General features: G+C 56.7%; 16 protein-coding genes. 5 read left to right on the top strand and 11 right to left on the bottom strand.

What is annotated here, in order from left to right; translation table 11 throughout:
• The coding region (locus tag ACKLKD_RS13895) for an MASE4 domain-containing protein (protein WP_420061977.1) at window positions 1-346 on the bottom strand (346 nt) is incomplete at its 3' end.
• Window positions 347-569: 223 nt separating this feature from the next.
• On the bottom strand, window positions 570-1037 hold the full coding sequence (slyB, locus tag ACKLKD_RS13890) for an outer membrane lipoprotein SlyB (protein WP_002907749.1): 468 nt from the start codon (window positions 1035-1037) through the stop codon (window positions 570-572).
• A gap of 267 nt (window positions 1038-1304) precedes the next feature.
• Between slyB and anmK the strand changes: the two genes are divergently transcribed.
• The 5 genes from anmK to pdxY all read left to right on the top strand — a co-directional run bounded on the left by anmK (window position 1305) and on the right by pdxY (window position 5878).
• Window positions 1305-2429, top strand: coding sequence for an anhydro-N-acetylmuramic acid kinase (anmK, locus tag ACKLKD_RS13885; protein ID WP_080896764.1), 1125 nt, complete (start codon window positions 1305-1307; stop codon window positions 2427-2429).
• 91 nt (window positions 2430-2520) lie between these two features.
• Window positions 2521-2844 carry a C-type lysozyme inhibitor gene (gene mliC, locus ACKLKD_RS13880; protein WP_042929030.1) on the top strand — a complete coding sequence of 108 codons (324 nt, stop codon included), beginning with the start codon at window positions 2521-2523 and terminating at the stop codon, window positions 2842-2844.
• A 57-nt stretch (window positions 2845-2901) separates the two neighbouring features.
• Entirely contained in the window at window positions 2902-3558 is a 657-nt protein-coding gene (gene pdxH / locus ACKLKD_RS13875) for a pyridoxamine 5'-phosphate oxidase (protein ID WP_025710831.1), read from the top strand.
• Window positions 3559-3682: 124 nt separating this feature from the next.
• Complete coding sequence (gene tyrS, locus ACKLKD_RS13870; RefSeq protein ID WP_025710830.1) at window positions 3683-4957, top strand: tyrosine--tRNA ligase; 1275 nt, start codon at window positions 3683-3685, stop codon at window positions 4955-4957.
• Between the two features lie 60 nt (window positions 4958-5017).
• The gene (pdxY, locus tag ACKLKD_RS13865; protein ID WP_080896765.1) at window positions 5018-5878 is read left to right on the top strand and encodes a pyridoxal kinase PdxY; all 861 of its coding nucleotides are present in this window, start codon (window positions 5018-5020) and stop codon (window positions 5876-5878) included.
• Window positions 5879-5920: 42 nt separating this feature from the next.
• On the opposite strand, the gene gstA is transcribed toward pdxY, so the two are convergent.
• The 9 genes from gstA to rsxA all read right to left on the bottom strand — a co-directional run bounded on the left by gstA (window position 5921) and on the right by rsxA (window position 15070).
• A complete protein-coding gene (gstA, locus tag ACKLKD_RS13860) occupies window positions 5921-6526 on the bottom strand; it encodes a glutathione transferase GstA (RefSeq protein ID WP_025710828.1) in 606 nt (201 codons plus the stop codon).
• Between the two features lie 110 nt (window positions 6527-6636).
• On the bottom strand, window positions 6637-8142 hold the full coding sequence (gene dtpA, locus ACKLKD_RS13855; RefSeq protein WP_080896766.1) for a dipeptide/tripeptide permease DtpA: 1506 nt from the start codon (window positions 8140-8142) through the stop codon (window positions 6637-6639).
• 601 nt (window positions 8143-8743) lie between these two features.
• A complete protein-coding gene (gene nth / locus ACKLKD_RS13850; RefSeq protein ID WP_025710826.1) occupies window positions 8744-9379 on the bottom strand; it encodes an endonuclease III in 636 nt (211 codons plus the stop codon).
• A gap of 1 nt (window position 9380) precedes the next feature.
• A complete protein-coding gene (locus tag ACKLKD_RS13845; RefSeq protein ID WP_025710825.1) occupies window positions 9381-10079 on the bottom strand; it encodes an electron transport complex subunit E in 699 nt (232 codons plus the stop codon).
• Between the two features lie 2 nt (window positions 10080-10081).
• Window positions 10082-10702 (bottom strand): electron transport complex subunit RsxG, encoded by a 621-nt coding sequence (gene rsxG / locus ACKLKD_RS13840; RefSeq protein WP_025710824.1) that lies wholly within the window; start codon window positions 10700-10702, stop codon window positions 10082-10084.
• 9 nt (window positions 10703-10711) lie between these two features.
• The gene (gene rsxD / locus ACKLKD_RS13835; RefSeq protein ID WP_025710823.1) at window positions 10712-11764 is read right to left on the bottom strand and encodes an electron transport complex subunit RsxD; all 1053 of its coding nucleotides are present in this window, start codon (window positions 11762-11764) and stop codon (window positions 10712-10714) included.
• Complete coding sequence (gene rsxC / locus ACKLKD_RS13830) at window positions 11765-13918, bottom strand: electron transport complex subunit RsxC (protein ID WP_080896767.1); 2154 nt, start codon at window positions 13916-13918, stop codon at window positions 11765-11767.
• On the bottom strand, window positions 13911-14489 hold the full coding sequence (rsxB, locus tag ACKLKD_RS13825) for an electron transport complex subunit RsxB (protein WP_025710821.1): 579 nt from the start codon (window positions 14487-14489) through the stop codon (window positions 13911-13913). The genes rsxC and rsxB overlap by 8 nt, the downstream gene beginning before the upstream one ends.
• Entirely contained in the window at window positions 14489-15070 is a 582-nt protein-coding gene (rsxA, locus tag ACKLKD_RS13820; protein ID WP_087804947.1) for an electron transport complex subunit RsxA, read from the bottom strand. Before rsxA ends, rsxB begins: the two co-directional genes overlap by 1 nt.
• Window positions 15071-15141 lie beyond the last annotated feature (71 nt).

The following is a 15141-nucleotide window of genomic DNA, read 5'->3' as shown; positions in this document are numbered from 1 at the left end:
TAACGGCGTCATTGTGTTTGACCACTGGAGTCGTCATGCAGGTCCACCAGTCCGGATAACTGCTGAGGGTGCCCAGCATCAGAAGTGCGGAACAGGCGAAAGCGAATGCAATAGGGGTCAGATACAAACGGCGTTTACTGCTCCAGTACTTCATCCCCATAAAGCAGGCGATAGTAATGTGAAATACCATCAAAAAGCTGGTAAGCAGAGGAAATAATATTGAAGAAGTGCTGCTGAGGCTGCTATGAAAAAAAACCGTCAATCCGGCGATGCCTACCCCCGCTAAGATACAAATAAAAATATAAATGATGATACGTTTTGTAAGATGATTCGCAGGTATGCGCATAGAGAAGATTCCACAACAAAAAGCAGCAATATCGACATTCAGGCGACAAAAATGTTATTACCCGTTGAGAGTAGTGGGGTGAGCAGGACAAGATATTGCGCAGGCGCAATGATTGATGGATTAATTAAATTAATAAGTCTGAGGGCTAATACGAATCTGTTACGTGGAAATAAACGACGCCGAAAAATACGATGCGGCGCTATCGGCCGCATCGTAAGGGTGATTATCGAGGAGAGACGGTGACCTGGCTGCCGCTTCCGGCAATCGCCACGCGCTGGCCGACGGAGAACGGCGTGCTGCCTTGTTTCTGCACTACCATGATGGTGTTGCCGTCATCCTTACGGATTTCCAGCTCGACACCCTGCGTTTTATTCATCGCACCCTGTACACCCTGACCCGCTACGCCACCGGCGACCGCACCTGCCGCGGTTGCCAGGGAGCGACCGGTACCGCCGCCGATGGTGTTCCCGAGGAACCCGCCCAGCACAGCACCCCCAATCGCGCCAATCGCATTGCTGTCATCACCGCTCTGGATCTGTACGGCGCGCGTATGGACAATCGTACCGTATGTCACGCTCTGCACCTGTTTGGCTTCAGATGCGGAATAAACGTCGCCGGACAGGCCGCTGCTGCTGACGCAGCCTGCGAGCGTAAAACCAATCATCGATACAGCCAAAACACGTAAAATCATTTATGAATCTCCTGTTCACCGAAGGTGTTCAATTGAACGTCCATACGGTTAATTATATGGCATTTAGTCGTCGGCGGGCATAGGTTCTCCTCGGACTATACAAAAAATAATAATTAATGGTGCTTCAACCTAAACTAAACGCCGCTTCTTTACGATGTTCTCTGAATTGTCGCTCTATTGTTAAAAAGTATTATTACAACATAGCATTAGCGAGCACTTTATGATGGAGTGAGGGGCATACGAGGGTCATGGAATGAAGGAAAACGTATGAGATCGGGTCGCTTTATTGGCGTTATGTCCGGTACCAGCCTTGATGGTATCGATGTCGTGTTAGCCGCCATTAACGAAAATTTGGTGGCGCAGCAGGCCAGTCTCAGCTGGCCCATCCCGCACGCGATAAAAGAAGAGATCCTCGCTATTTGTCAGGGGCAGTCGCTGACCCTGTCACAGCTGGGGCGTCTGGATACTCGTCTGGGACGGCTGTTTGCCGAGGCCGTACAGGCATTGATGCGCCAGGAGAACCTCAAACCGACAGATGTGATTGCCATTGGCTGCCATGGGCAAACCGTATGGCACGAACCGCTTGGCGATGCGCCGCACACGCTACAAATTGGCGATAACAACCAAATTGCCGCCCATACCGGGGTCACTGTCGTCGGTGATTTTCGTCGCCGTGATATGGCGCTAGGCGGGCAGGGTGCGCCGCTGGTTCCGGCATTTCATCATGCGTTGCTGGCCCATCCGGTTGAGCGGCGGATGGTGCTCAATATCGGCGGGATCGCCAACGTCTCGTTACTGGTGCCAGGCCAGCCGGTGCGCGGCTATGATACCGGACCCGGCAATATGTTACTCGATGCCTGGATCTGGCGTCAGCAGGGGAAACCCTATGACAAGGATGCGCAATGGGCCAGCGAAGGGAAAGTGCTGCTGCCGCTGCTGCAGGATATGCTAAGCGATCCGTGGTTTGCGTTGCCGGCGCCGAAAAGCACCGGTCGTGAATATTTCAATTACGGCTGGCTGGAGCAACATCTGGCTCGTTACCCAGAACTTCGCGGGCAGGACGTGCAAGCTACCCTGGCGGAATTGACCGCTGTCACCATCAGTGAGCAGGTATTGTTAAGCGGCGGCTGCGAGCGTTTGTTAGTGTGCGGCGGCGGTGCACGCAACCCGCTGTTGATGGCGCGCCTGGCGGCTCTGCTGCCGGGAACGGAAGTGTCGACCACCGACGAGGCGGGTATCAGCGGTGATGATATGGAAGCTCTGGCCTTCGCCTGGCTTGCCTGGCGCACGCTTGCCGGTTTACCGGGCAATCTGCCGTCAGTCACGGGAGCCAGTGAAGCCACGGTGCTGGGGGCTATATTTCCCGCTAATCCACCGCAGAATCGGAGTTAACTGAAATATTAACCAGGACGCTACCAGTAAACTGGACCGGTTAAGGGGAGGGTGAGCGCCCTCCGTGACCGGGAAAGTCGAAGGCAAACGAATGAAAAAAATTCTTATCGCAGTTGTACCTTTTATGCTGGCGGGCTGTAGCTACTACAACCAGTTCGTTGAGCGGATGCAGACGGACACGCTTGAGTATCAGTGCGACCAGAAACCGTTGACGGTCCATCGCAATAATGCGCGTCAGCAGGTTAGCTTTATCTATGATAATCAGCAGTTGAATCTGGCTGAGGGGCTGTCGGCCTCCGGCGCGCGCTACACCGATGGCGTCTATGTCTTCTGGTCGAAGGGCGATACCGCTACCGTCTATAAGCGTGACCGCATCGTCCTCGATAACTGTCAGCTCCAGACGGCCAAACGTTGAGATTTCTGTCGGGGGGGCGCACAATAACGCCACCTTATGACTACTTCCTCAATGGCCATGTCTGATAACGACGAACTCCAGCAAATTGCGCATTTGCGCCGTGAATATACCCGTGGCGGTTTGCGTCGCCACGATCTTCCTGCTGAACCCCTGCCGCTGTTTGAACGCTGGTTACGCCAGGCTTGCGACGCGAAACTCGCTGACCCGACGGCCATGGTGGTTGCCACCGTGGATGAGCGCGGTCAACCCTACCAGCGCATCGTTCTGTTGAAGCATTACGACGAAAAAGGGCTGGTGTTTTATACCAACCTTGGCAGCCGCAAAGCCCATCAGATTGAAAACAATCCGCAGGTGAGCCTGCTTTTTCCATGGCATATGCTGGAGCGCCAGGTGATGGTGATCGGCAAAGCGGAGCGTTTGTCGACGCTGGAAGTGGTCAAATATTTCCATAGCCGCCCACGCGACAGCCAGATTGGCGCCTGGGTCTCGAAACAGTCGAGCCGGATCTCCGCTCGCGGTATTCTGGAAAGTAAATTTCTCGAACTGAAACAAAAATTCCAGCAGGGCGAAGTGCCACTGCCGAGTTTCTGGGGCGGCTTCCGGGTCAGCATTGAGCAGATGGAGTTCTGGCAGGGTGGAGAACACCGCCTGCATGACCGCTTTTTATACCAGCGCGATAATGGTGCCTGGAAAATAGACCGCCTGGCGCCGTAAACGCCGAAATTAGTTATCGAAGCGCTGGCGCTGAATGGGCCGGCGCTTTATTCTATGTACTTTTCGCATCTGGCGAAAAGTCGTGTACCGGCAGAGGTGCAGTCGTTTATACATGGAGAATTTGATGGCAAGCAGTAACTTGATTAAACAATTGCAAGAGCGGGGGCTGGTAGCCCAGGTGACGGACGAGGAAGCGTTAGCAGAGCGACTGGCGCAAGGCCCGATCGCGCTCTATTGCGGCTTCGATCCTACCGCTGACAGCTTGCATTTGGGGCATCTTGTTCCATTGTTATGCCTGAAACGCTTCCAGCAGGCAGGTCATAAACCTGTGGCGCTGGTGGGCGGCGCAACCGGTCTGATTGGCGACCCAAGCTTCAAAGCCGCTGAGCGTAAGCTAAACACCGAGGATACCGTGCAGCAGTGGGTGGATAAAATCCGCAAACAGGTGGCCCCGTTCCTTGATTTTGACTGCGGCGACAATTCGGCGATTGCGGCGAACAACTATGACTGGTTTGGCAGCATGAACGTGCTGACCTTCCTGCGCGATATCGGTAAACACTTCTCTGTTAACCAGATGATTAACAAAGAAGCGGTGAAACAGCGCCTGAATCGTGACGATCAGGGTATCTCCTTTACCGAGTTCTCTTACAACCTGCTGCAGGGGTATGACTTCGCCTGCCTGAACAAGCTGCACGGCGTGGCGCTGCAAATCGGCGGTTCCGACCAGTGGGGCAACATTACCTCCGGTATCGATCTGACCCGTCGTCTGCACCAGAACCAGGTGTTTGGCCTGACGGTTCCGCTGATCACCAAAGCCGATGGCACCAAATTCGGTAAAACCGAGGGCGGCGCGGTATGGCTGGATCCGAAGAAAACCAGTCCGTATAAATTCTACCAGTTCTGGATCAACACCGCGGATGCGGACGTTTATCGCTTCCTCAAGTTCTTCACCTTTATGGACATTGCTGAGATCAATGCTCTGGAAGAAGAAGACAAAAACAGCGGTAAAGCGCCGCGCGCCCAGTATGTGCTGGCAGAGCAGGTGACGCGCCTGGTGCACGGCGAAGAAGGGCTGGAAGCGGCGAAGCGCATTACCGAAAGCCTGTTCAATGGTAATCTGAGCGATCTGAGCGAAGCCGATTTCGAGCAGCTGGCGCAGGATGGCGTGCCGATGATCGAAATGGAAAAAGGCGCCGATCTGCTGCAGGCGCTGGTGGATTCCGAGCTGCAGCCGTCCCGCGGACAGGCGCGTAAAACCGTCGCTTCTAATGCGGTTACCATCAACGGTGAAAAACAGGCCGACCCGGAATATGTTTTTGCCGACAGCGACCGTCTGTTTGGCCGCTACACCTTGCTGCGCCGCGGTAAGAAAAATTACTGCCTGGTGTGCTGGAAATAATAAATACTACCAGGGCGTGGGAAACCACGCCCTTTTTCTTTTTAGGGTTGTGGTAAGAAAATGAAGAACATCCTCGCCATTCAGTCTCACGTTGTATTTGGCCACGCCGGCAACAGCGCCGCCGAGTTTCCGATGCGCCGTCTGGGCGCCAATGTCTGGCCCCTGAATACCGTGCAGTTCTCTAATCATACGCAGTACGGCAAATGGACCGGCTGCGTCATGCCGCCTGCACACCTGACGGAGATCGTCCAGGGCATTGCCGCTATTGATAAGCTGCAGACTTGTGACGCGGTACTGAGCGGCTATCTCGGCTCCGCTGAGCAGGGCGAGCATATCCTCGGTATCGTGCGTCAGGTAAAAGCGGCCAATCCGGCGGCGAAGTATTTTTGCGACCCGGTGATGGGCCATCCCGAGAAAGGCTGCATCGTCGCGCCGGGCGTGGCGGAATTCCACGTGCGCTATGCGCTACCGGCCAGCGATATCATTGCGCCGAATCTGGTGGAGCTGGAGATCCTGTGCGGTCATCCGGTCGCCAGCGTGAACGACGCGGTGGCTGCGGCGCGGGAGCTGATTGCTCAGGGTCCGGAAGTGGTATTAGTCAAGCATCTCGCTCGTGCGGGTCTGAGCATGGATCGTTTTGAGATGCTGCTGGTGACGGCTGATGAAGCCTGGCATATCAGCCGGCCGCTGGTGGATTTTGGCCTGCGTCAGCCGGTCGGCGTTGGCGATGTGACCAGCGGTTTACTGCTGGTAAAACTGTTGCAGGGCGCCTGCCTGCGTGATGCGCTCGAGCACGTTACTGCCGCAGTGTACGAGATTATGTTGACCACCAAAAACATGCAGGAGTATGAACTGCAGGTGGTGGCGGCGCAGGATCGTATCGCCGTGCCGGAACATTGCTTCAGCGCCACCCGCTTGTAATGTTTCGTTTCTGCCCGGCAGGCCGCCGGGCAGCTCCAGGGCTTACTTGACGCCTTCCGCCGCCAGTGCGTCAGCCACCGCCGGACGCGCTGCGACCTGCGCCATCCAGCTGCCGATATGACCGTAGGCAGCCATATTCAGTTTGATCCCGTAGCCCCAACGCAGCACCGTGAACAGATAACCATCGGCAATCGTGAAGCGATGGCCGGTCAGCCACTGTTTATCCGCCAGCGTTGCGTCAACGTACTCCAGCTTCTTCTCCAGCAGGGCGCGGGCGACGGGCTTATAGTCCTCCGGGGTGTCAGGGCGGAACAGCGGGGTAAAGCCTTTATGCAGCTCCGTCGCCACGTAGTTGAGCCACTCCAGCGTCTGATAGCGGGCAATAGTACCCACCGGTGCCAGCAGGTGACGATCCGGAACCTGGTCTGCAATGTACTGCATAATGGCCACGCCCTCGGTAAGCAGGATCTCATCATCCAGCAGCAGTGCCGGAACCTGACCTTTCGGGTTGATCAGAAGATAGTCATCCCCGTTTTCCAGCCGTTTTTTGGCCAGATCTACGCTCTGTAAAGTGAAATCCAGACCGCTTTCGCGCAGGGCGATATGCGAGGCAAGGGAACAGGCGCCGGGTTTGTAGAACAGTTTCATGCGTGACTCCTCGTGGCTGCAGTTTTGTGTATGTTAGTCCTGCCAGGGGTAAAAAAAAAGCCGCTAACCTAACGTTAGCGGCTTAAAAATATTTAGTTTTCCCTGCGGCGTCAGGCTGCCGCGGTTTCGCGTGCTTTAATGTCGGCGCTGTCGTCCTGAGTCATACGATTCAGTTTCGGCGCCGTCAGCAGCATCAGGACGGCGATAACCGCAGTGACGATACCAATCTGCAGGAATACGTGACCGTACACTTCCAGCGACACCAGCGGATCGGTAACATTCTCCGGGACCGCCATCAGGTTAGCGATTTTACCGGCGATGATCGCCGCACCTGCCGTGGTGAGGAACCAGCTACCCATAATGAAGCCCATCAAACGCTGAGGAACCAGCTGAGCGACCATCGCCAGGCCGAGGCCGGAAATCATCAGTTCACCGATAGACTGCAGCGCGTAGCTCAGAATCAGCCAGTTCACCGAGACGATACCGGCGTCGCTGGCGAACTTCGCTCCTAAAGGCAGGACGAGGAACGCGCCAGAGCACAGTACCATACCGATAGCAAACTTATGCGGCATCGGCAGGCGATCGCCCATCTTGTTGTAGATGGCGGCCAGAATCGGGCTACCAATCATGATCCAGAACGGGTTCAGCGCCTGATATTGTTCCGGCTCGAAGGCGAGTCCGAGGATCGAGTGCTCCACGTTACGGATGGCGAAGAAGTTCAGGGACGTCGGCATCTGGCTGTACAGTACGAAGAAGACAATCGCTTCTACCATCAGCAGGAAGGCGACGATCATTTTACGACGCGGGGCGCCTTTCAGGCCCATGGTTTCTTTGGCGAAAATCACGACGATACCCAGCGCGACGACGCCCAGCACCATACGTGCGATACCCTGATTGTGCAGCAGCCAGGTGGCGATGGCGACCAGCACCACTACGCCAGCGATGGTCGCCAGCAGTTTGCCCATGTGTACCGGGGCAAAGTCCGGTTTGGAGCCGTACTGTTTTACCCATTTCTGGCAGAAGGCAAAGTTAATAATCGTGATCACCATCCCCACTACGCTGAGGGCAAACGCCACGCTCCAGCCGAAACGAGCGGCCAGCCACGGGGTTGCGAGCATAGAGAAGAACGAACCGATGTTGATGGACATGTAGTACATGGTGAATGCACCGTCCAGACGCGGGTCGTTTTTGTCATAGCAGGTCGAAAGCAGGGAAGACGGGTTGGCTTTAAACAGGCCGTTACCGACGGCGATGGTCGCCATACCCATATAGACGATGGCAGCATCATGGCCGGACCAGGCCACCAGCGCATAGCCGATGGCCAGCACGATAGCACCCAGCATGATGACACGTTTGGTGCCCAGCACTTTATCGCCGAGCCAGCCGCCAATAGCAACCAGGCCGTAGACCAGCGCGCTAAAAGAAGAGAACAGAGTAATGGAATCCGCTTCCGACATACCCAGCTGTTTTACCAGGTAAACGGCCATGATCCCTTGCAGGCCGTAATAACCAAAACGCTCCCACAACTCGATCGAGAAAATGAGATAGAACGCGCGTGGTTGTTTGAAAGCGTTCAGACTCACGCTTTCTGCTGGTTTATTGTTTGCAGTAGACACATATACCTCTTTTTTTACATCCCATATTTACTGGGGGGTGTTCGGGGCGCAATCTCGTTGGACCGCCGCCTTTATAGTTATTCTTGGAGGGAAAACGGCAAGTAATGTTCACTATCCTGGCGCATCAGGCAAGGCTTTTTTAATAATCTGTTACACATATTGTAGGTGGTATAATGCTCCGGACATATGAATGTTATCCAGAGTTAAATTTCACCGTTTCGCTATCGATGATATTTTTATCTTAATCCTCAGCGCAGGTGTGGCGAAAAGGCGATATATTCTACTGATTAAGCGAAAGGGTAGTGATATGGACCATTATCCTAAAAAATAATGGGTAATTATCCTGGTAAACTTTGTCCACCCATTGTAATCCCTGACTTTTATTTTCAATTTGGCAACAACAGATCAACAATAAGTTGCGAGTATGATCTCGATCACAAATGTATAGAAATTTTGCGTTGAGAAAAAAAGAAAGAACTGACTGTTCGTTATATAGCCGGATTATTAGCCATAATACGCCGGGTTTTATGGTGTTAACGGCGGGTTAAATGCATAAATCCGAGCCATAACTCAGGGTTAGGTAATGGCTCGGCAGCAGAGATCAGGCGTAGACTTTCTCTTTAAATTCACAAAGGTCTTCTATCAGGCAGGAGCCGCAGCGCGGCTTGCGGGCGATGCAGGTATAACGTCCGTGCAGAATAAGCCAGTGATGACAGTCGACCTTAAACTCGGCGGGTACCACCTTCAGAAGCTTCTCTTCCACCTGCTCAACGTTTTTCCCCGGAGCGAACTGTGTGCGGTTACACACGCGGAAAATGTGAGTATCTACGGCAATCGTTGGCCAGCCAAACGCGGTATTCAGCACCACGTTTGCGGTTTTACGACCCACGCCAGGCAGGGCCTCCAGTGCCGCTCTGTCCTCCGGCACTTCGCCGTTGTGCTGTTCAAGCAGGATCCGACAGGTTTTGATGACGTTTTCTGCCTTGCTGTTAAACAGACCAATGGTCTTAATATAGGATTTAACGCCCTCTACACCCAACGCCAGCATCGCTGCGGGCGTATTCGCCACCGGATATAGCTTTGCTGTTGCTTTGTTGACGCTGACGTCGGTGGCCTGCGCCGAGAGCAGAACGGCGATCAGCAGCTCGAACGGGGAGCTGAAGTGCAACTCCGTGGTGGGGTGGGGATCGTTTTCCCGCAGCCTGGTGAGGATCGCCAGGCGTTTGGCTTTGTTCATATTACGCTTTCCCTGTCACATCAGACGGGGCGACAGAGCCGGCACGGGCCGCCTGCGCCTTTCGCTGCTTGCTACGTTCATCGATGAGATATTTTACCGCCAGCATCATACCGAGGCCAATAAAGGCGCCTGGCGGCAGCATAGCCAGCAGGAAGGGGGTATCCGTATGGAAAACCTCGATGCGCAGCACCTTAGCCCAGCTGCCAAGCAGACTGTCGGCGCCGTCAAACAGCGTGCCGTTGCCAAGGATCTCGCGCAGGGAGCCCAGCACAAACATCGCGCAGGTGGCGCCCATGCCGATAGAGAAGCCATCCAGCGCCGACAGCGCCGGCCCTTTTTTAGCGGCAAAGGCTTCGGCGCGGCCCACCACGATACAGTTGGTGACGATAAGCGGGATGAAAATCCCCAGCGACTGGTAGAGGCCGAAGGCATAGGCGTTGATCAGCATCTGCACGACGCTCACCACCGAGGCGATGATCATGACATAGATGGGGATCCGGATCTCCGCCGGGGTCCAGCGGCGCAGGCTGGAGATGGTCAGGTTGGTCAGGGTTAACACCAGGGTGGTGGCCAGGCCCAGCCCGAGAGCGTTGGTGGCGGTCGAGGTGACCGCCAGCAGCGGACACATGCCTAACAGCTGAACCAGGGCGGAGTTATTTTTCCACAGGCCCTGGACGATGACGTCTTTAACTTCGCTCATGGTTACTCTCCACAGGCGGTGAATTCAGGAAGTTGCTCAGGCAGCGTTTGTGCATACAGGCCTGCGCGCTTAACGGCATTGACCACCGCCCGGGGAGTGATGGTGGCCCCGGTGAATTGGTCAAAATCGCCGCCGTCTTTTTTAACCGCCCAGTGGCTGTCGCCCTGGCCGTGAATGACTTTCCCGGCAAAATGCGTGATCCAGTCCGACAGGCGAAGCTCGATTTTATCGCCAAGACCTGGCGTTTCATGATGCTCGGTCACGCGGGTGCCGAGGACGGTGCCGCTGAAATCGGCGGCAACCAGCAACTGTATCGCCCCGGAATAGCCATCCGGCGCGGTGGTTTCCATGACCGCGCCGATCGGCTGGTCGTTATTTTTGGCAATCCACACCTTATGCTGACCTTTCCCCAGCGCCGGGGCGCTGACCAGATAGCAGCTCTTGAGCAGATCGTTATTATAGCGGTCGGCAGGTAAGACCTGGTCGAATAATGCTTTCTGCTGCAGGGCCGCCTGCTGATCGATAGTGCTTTTGGTCAGCTCATTGATCGCCGCCGTCAGCCCGGTGGAGCCGGCGGCAAACAGCGCCAGCGTGACACCGTGTTTACGCATTGTTTTTAACATCATCGCTCCTCAACGGTGGCCATACACGCGGGGGCGTGTGTAGTAATCGATCAGTGGAACGGTAATATTCGCCAGCAGAACGGCAAATGCCACGCCGTCCGGGTAACCGCCGAAGCTGCGAATAAGCCAGACCAGCAGGCCGGCGAGGGCGCCAAAGATCAGGCGGCCGCGGTTGGTTGTTGAGGCTGTCACCGGGTCGGTCAGGATAAAGAAGGCGCCAAGCATGGTCGCCCCGGAGAGCAAATGCATCTGTGGTGAGGCCAGGCTCTGCGGCGAGAAAAACCAGCCGAGAGCGGCGCACATGCCGAGGCTAACAAGGAAGCTGACCGGGATATGCCAGCGGATCGCCTTCTGCCACAGCAGGAACAGGCCGCCCACCAGCCAGGCGATATTGACCCACTGCCAGCCCAGACCTGCCAGTACCCCGCCGTAAACCGGCAACTGTAACACCTGCTGGACGCTATGTCCGGCATGCAGAGAGGTTTTAAAGGTATCCAGCGGGGTGGCCTGGCTGACGCCATCAATACCCAGCCGCAGGCTACTCATGTCGCCCCCGGCGGCGGTATGGCCGGTGAAGATCATCTGCAGCGCATCGCTGAACGCCGGGATATGGGCGGCAATCTCATACGAAGGCAGCCAGGAGGTCATCTGCACCGGGAACGAGATCAGCAGCACGACATAGCCGATCATCGCCGGGTTAAACGGGTTATGGCCTAATCCACCGTACAGCTGCTTGGCGATCACCACGGCAAAGGCAGTGCCGAGCACCACCATCCACCAGGGAGCCAGCGGCGGAATACTCACCGCCAGCAACAGGCCGGTGAGCAGGGCGGAGTTATCCTTCAGGGTCGCCACAATATGCTGCTTACGCAGTTTAAGGATAGCGGCTTCCGTCGCCCAGGCCGTCAGGGCGGCGAGGACGATCTGCAGGACGGTGCCCCAGCCGAAAAACCAGGTCTGGACCACGATGCCAGGCACGGCGGCGAGCAGCACCAGCAGCATAATGCGCGAGGTCTGCCGCTGGTTATGGGTATAAGGGGAGCTTGCGATTCTGAAAACCATTTATTCCTCGTTAACGGCCTGCTGTGTTGCTTTACGCGCCTGAACGCGGGCGATCGCGGCGGCGACAGCCGCTTTGCGTGGGTCGTCATTGGCTGCGGCTGACGCGATCTCCGCCTGGGCTGCCTGTTGCTTACGCGCTTTGGCACGGGCAATGGCCGCTTCCACCGCGGCTTTACGCGGATCGACCGGTTCGGTCGCCGGAGCGTCCACCGGTGCGGCCTGCTGCTCGGCTTTACGCGCTTTGGCGCGGGCAATAGCCGCTTCCACCGCGGCTTTACGTGGATCGACCGGTTCGGTCGCCGGAGCGTCCACCGGTGCGGCCTGCTGCTCGGCCTTACGCGCTTTAGCGCGGGCAATAGCCGCTTCCACCGCGGTTTTACGCGGATCGACGGTGTCGGTCACCGGAGCGTCCACCGGTGCGGCCTGCTGCTCGACTTTACGCGCTTTGGCGCGGGCAATAGCAGCTTCCACCGCGGCTTTACGCGGATCGACGGTGTCTGTCACTGGAGCGTCCACCGGCGCGGCCTGCTGCTGCGCTTTGCGCGCCCGAGCTTCAGCCTTACGCGCTTCACGAGCGGCAATCGCCTCGCTGTTGTCCGGTTTGGCGCCAGCCTGGATAACGATCGGTTGCGCGGCGTCACGCTGCTTGTCACGTACCCGGGCCAGGGCGGCGTTAATCGCCTCCTGATCTTTGGCGGCAGGCTGAACGGCAGCTTTTTTATGCCGTTCGGCGCGGGCCGCTTTCTCGCGCTCCAGGCGCGCTTGTCGGGCTTCGAATCGTGCTTTGGCCTCCGCGGCGCGCTGCTCTTCCTGACGAATCGCGCTGATCTCGGCTTTTTCCTGACGGAAGTACTGCACCAGCGGAATATTGCTTGGGCAAACCCAGGCGCAGGCGCCACATTCGATACAGTCCGCCAGGTTGTGGGCGGTGGCTTTATCGTGCTGCTGGCCTTTGCTGAACCAGTACAGCTGCTGCGGTAGCAGATCGGCCGGGCAGGCGTCGGCGCAGGCGCTACAGCGAATGCAGCCTTTCTCTTCCTGCGGCTCGCCCATCTCGCTGGCGGAAGGCGCCAGCAGGCAGTTGGTTATCTTCACCACCGGAACATCCAGCCACGGCAGGGTAAAGCCCATCAGCGGGCCGCCCATGATCACCATCGGTTCGGCGCTGGCGCAAAAGCCGGCGTCATCCAGCAGATGGCGCACCGGCGTGCCAAGGCGCGCCCAGACGTTGCCCGGACGGGTCACCGCCTCACCGGTGAGGGTGACCACGCGCTCTGTTAACGGTTCGCCGTCTATGACAGCGCGTTTTACCGCGTAGGCCGTACCGACGTTCTGCATCAGCACGCCAATATCCGACGAACGGCCGCCGTGCGGCACCTGCTTGCCGGTGAGAATTTGAGTCAGCTGCTTGGCGCCACCGGAGGGGTATTTGGTAGGGATCACCCGCAGCGAGATACCATGGGCGTCGCAGAGCACCGCCCGCAGCATTGAGATGGCCTGCGGCTTGTTGTCTTCAATACCGATCAGCACTTCGTCCGGCTGCAGAATATGAGCGAGGATACGGATCCCCTCGACAATCTGCGCCGCGCAGTCCTGCATCAGGCGGTCGTCCGCCGTGATATAAGGCTCACACTCAGCGGCGTTAATGATCAGCGTTTTGATTTTATCCCCGCCGCCGCGCAGTTTGCTGCCGGTAGGGAAGCCGGCGCCGCCGAGGCCCGCGACGCCAAACTGATGAATACGTTCGATAAGCGCTTCACGCGTCCGGGTCTGATAGTCGCTCCAGCCGTCGCGTTCGATCCAGCGATCTTCGCCGTCGGCGTCAATAATGACGCTCATCTCCGCCAGCGCTGACGGATGGGCGGTGGTGTGCGGGGCGATGGCGGCAATGGTGCCGGAGGTCGGGGCATGAACGGGGAGCATTCTGCCCCAGCCGCGAGTCAATGGCTGGCCGCGCAGCACCCGATCGCCCACCTTGACGCACAGTTCGCCCTCGGCGCCAATGTGCTGCTTCAATGGAATAACAAGACGCTGCGGCAGCGATACCTGGCGCAGCGGGGTGCCGTTAGACTGGGTTTTCATTTCCGGGGGATGAATACCGCCGTTAAAATCCCAGACTTTATCTTTTCGGAAAGCGGAAAATAACTTAAACATGTTGTTCCACAGGAATATTTCGCACCGGGATCGCATGCAGATCCCATTTCCAGGTTTCCGGGGTCGTCGCCACCGGAACGAGTGATATGCACTGGGTCGGGCAGGGGGCCACACACAGATTGCAGCCGGTGCACAGGTCGCTCATCACGGTATGCATGGCGCGGGTCGCGCCAACTATGGCATCCACCGGACACGCCTGGATACATTTGGTACAGCCAATGCAGTTCGGCTCGTCTATCACCGCGAGCATGCGAACCGGCTCCGCCTCGTGCTCGTCGCCGTCGACTGGCTGCGGATCGACGTTCAGTAAGGCGGCGATTTTTAACATCACCGCTTCCCCACCTGGGGCGCAGCGGTTAATTTTTTCCCCCTGGGCACCGACCGCTTCCGCATAGGGGCGGCAGCCAGGATAGCCGCACTGCCCACACTGGCTCTGCGGCAACAGCTCATCAATTTTTTCTACTACCGGATCATCCTGCACCGCGAAACGGCGGGAGGCATACCCCAGTATTAAGCCGAAAATCAGCCCCAACAGGCTGATGGCGATCACGGCTATCCAGACTGCGCTCATTACAACTTCACCAAACCACTAAAGCCCATAAAGGCGAGAGACATTAAACCGGCGGTAACCAGGGCGATGGCGTTCCCGCGAAACGGCGCGGGTACATCGGCCACCACCAGACGTTCGCGGATCGCCCCGAACAGTACCATCACCAGCGAGAAGCCGACGGCGGCGGCAAAGCCGTACAACGCGGACTGCAGGAAATTGTGGCCCAGATTGATATTCAGCAAAGCCACCCCGAGCACCGCGCAGTTGGTGGTGATAAGTGGCAAAAAGATCCCCAACAGGCGATAGAGCGCCGGACTGGTTTTACGTACCACCATCTCAGTGAACTGGACCACCACCGCAATAACCAGAATAAAGGCCAGGGTGCGTAAATAGACCAGGTTTAGCGGGATAAGGATCCAGGTATCAATCAGCCAGGCGCAAATAGAGGCCAGGGTCATCACGAAGGTGGTGGCAAGCCCCATCCCCATTGCGGTTTCCAGCTTTTTGGAAACCCCCATAAACGGGCACAGACCAAGAAACTTCACCAGAACGAAGTTATTGACCAGGACTGTACCAATAAAGAGCAGTAAATAATCAGCCATCATGCGACCTGAAACGAAAAAAAGCCGCTTATTATCGAATAAATCGATACCGGCGACAACAGGTTAAGTGT

Origin of the sequence: Klebsiella sp. 10982, from assembly GCF_048589245.1 — a bacterium.
Taxonomy (GTDB): Bacteria; Pseudomonadota; Gammaproteobacteria; order Enterobacterales; family Enterobacteriaceae; genus Klebsiella; species Klebsiella quasivariicola.
The sequence above is the reverse complement of the archived record's forward strand: the minus strand, read 5'-3'. Positions and strand labels throughout refer to the sequence as shown.

Coding starts and splice junctions, on each gene's coding strand:
- nth (WP_025710826.1), bottom strand. CDS start 9,379: ATGAACAAAGCCAAACGCCTGGCGATCCTCACCAGGCTGCGGGAAAAC.
- rsxA (WP_087804947.1), bottom strand. CDS start 15,070: ATGGCTGATTATTTACTGCTCTTTATTGGTACAGTCCTGGTCAATAAC.
- rsxC (WP_080896767.1), bottom strand. CDS start 13,918: ATGTTTAAGTTATTTTCCGCTTTCCGAAAAGATAAAGTCTGGGATTTT.
- pdxH (WP_025710831.1), top strand. CDS start 2,902: ATGTCTGATAACGACGAACTCCAGCAAATTGCGCATTTGCGCCGTGAA.
- mliC (WP_042929030.1), top strand. CDS start 2,521: ATGAAAAAAATTCTTATCGCAGTTGTACCTTTTATGCTGGCGGGCTGT.
- rsxG (WP_025710824.1), bottom strand. CDS start 10,702: ATGTTAAAAACAATGCGTAAACACGGTGTCACGCTGGCGCTGTTTGCC.
- tyrS (WP_025710830.1), top strand. CDS start 3,683: ATGGCAAGCAGTAACTTGATTAAACAATTGCAAGAGCGGGGGCTGGTA.
- ACKLKD_RS13845 (WP_025710825.1), bottom strand. CDS start 10,079: ATGAGCGAAGTTAAAGACGTCATCGTCCAGGGCCTGTGGAAAAATAAC.
- rsxD (WP_025710823.1), bottom strand. CDS start 11,764: ATGGTTTTCAGAATCGCAAGCTCCCCTTATACCCATAACCAGCGGCAG.
- pdxY (WP_080896765.1), top strand. CDS start 5,018: ATGAAGAACATCCTCGCCATTCAGTCTCACGTTGTATTTGGCCACGCC.
- rsxB (WP_025710821.1), bottom strand. CDS start 14,489: ATGAGCGCAGTCTGGATAGCCGTGATCGCCATCAGCCTGTTGGGGCTG.
- anmK (WP_080896764.1), top strand. CDS start 1,305: ATGAGATCGGGTCGCTTTATTGGCGTTATGTCCGGTACCAGCCTTGAT.
- slyB (WP_002907749.1), bottom strand. CDS start 1,037: ATGATTTTACGTGTTTTGGCTGTATCGATGATTGGTTTTACGCTCGCA.
- gstA (WP_025710828.1), bottom strand. CDS start 6,526: ATGAAACTGTTCTACAAACCCGGCGCCTGTTCCCTTGCCTCGCATATC.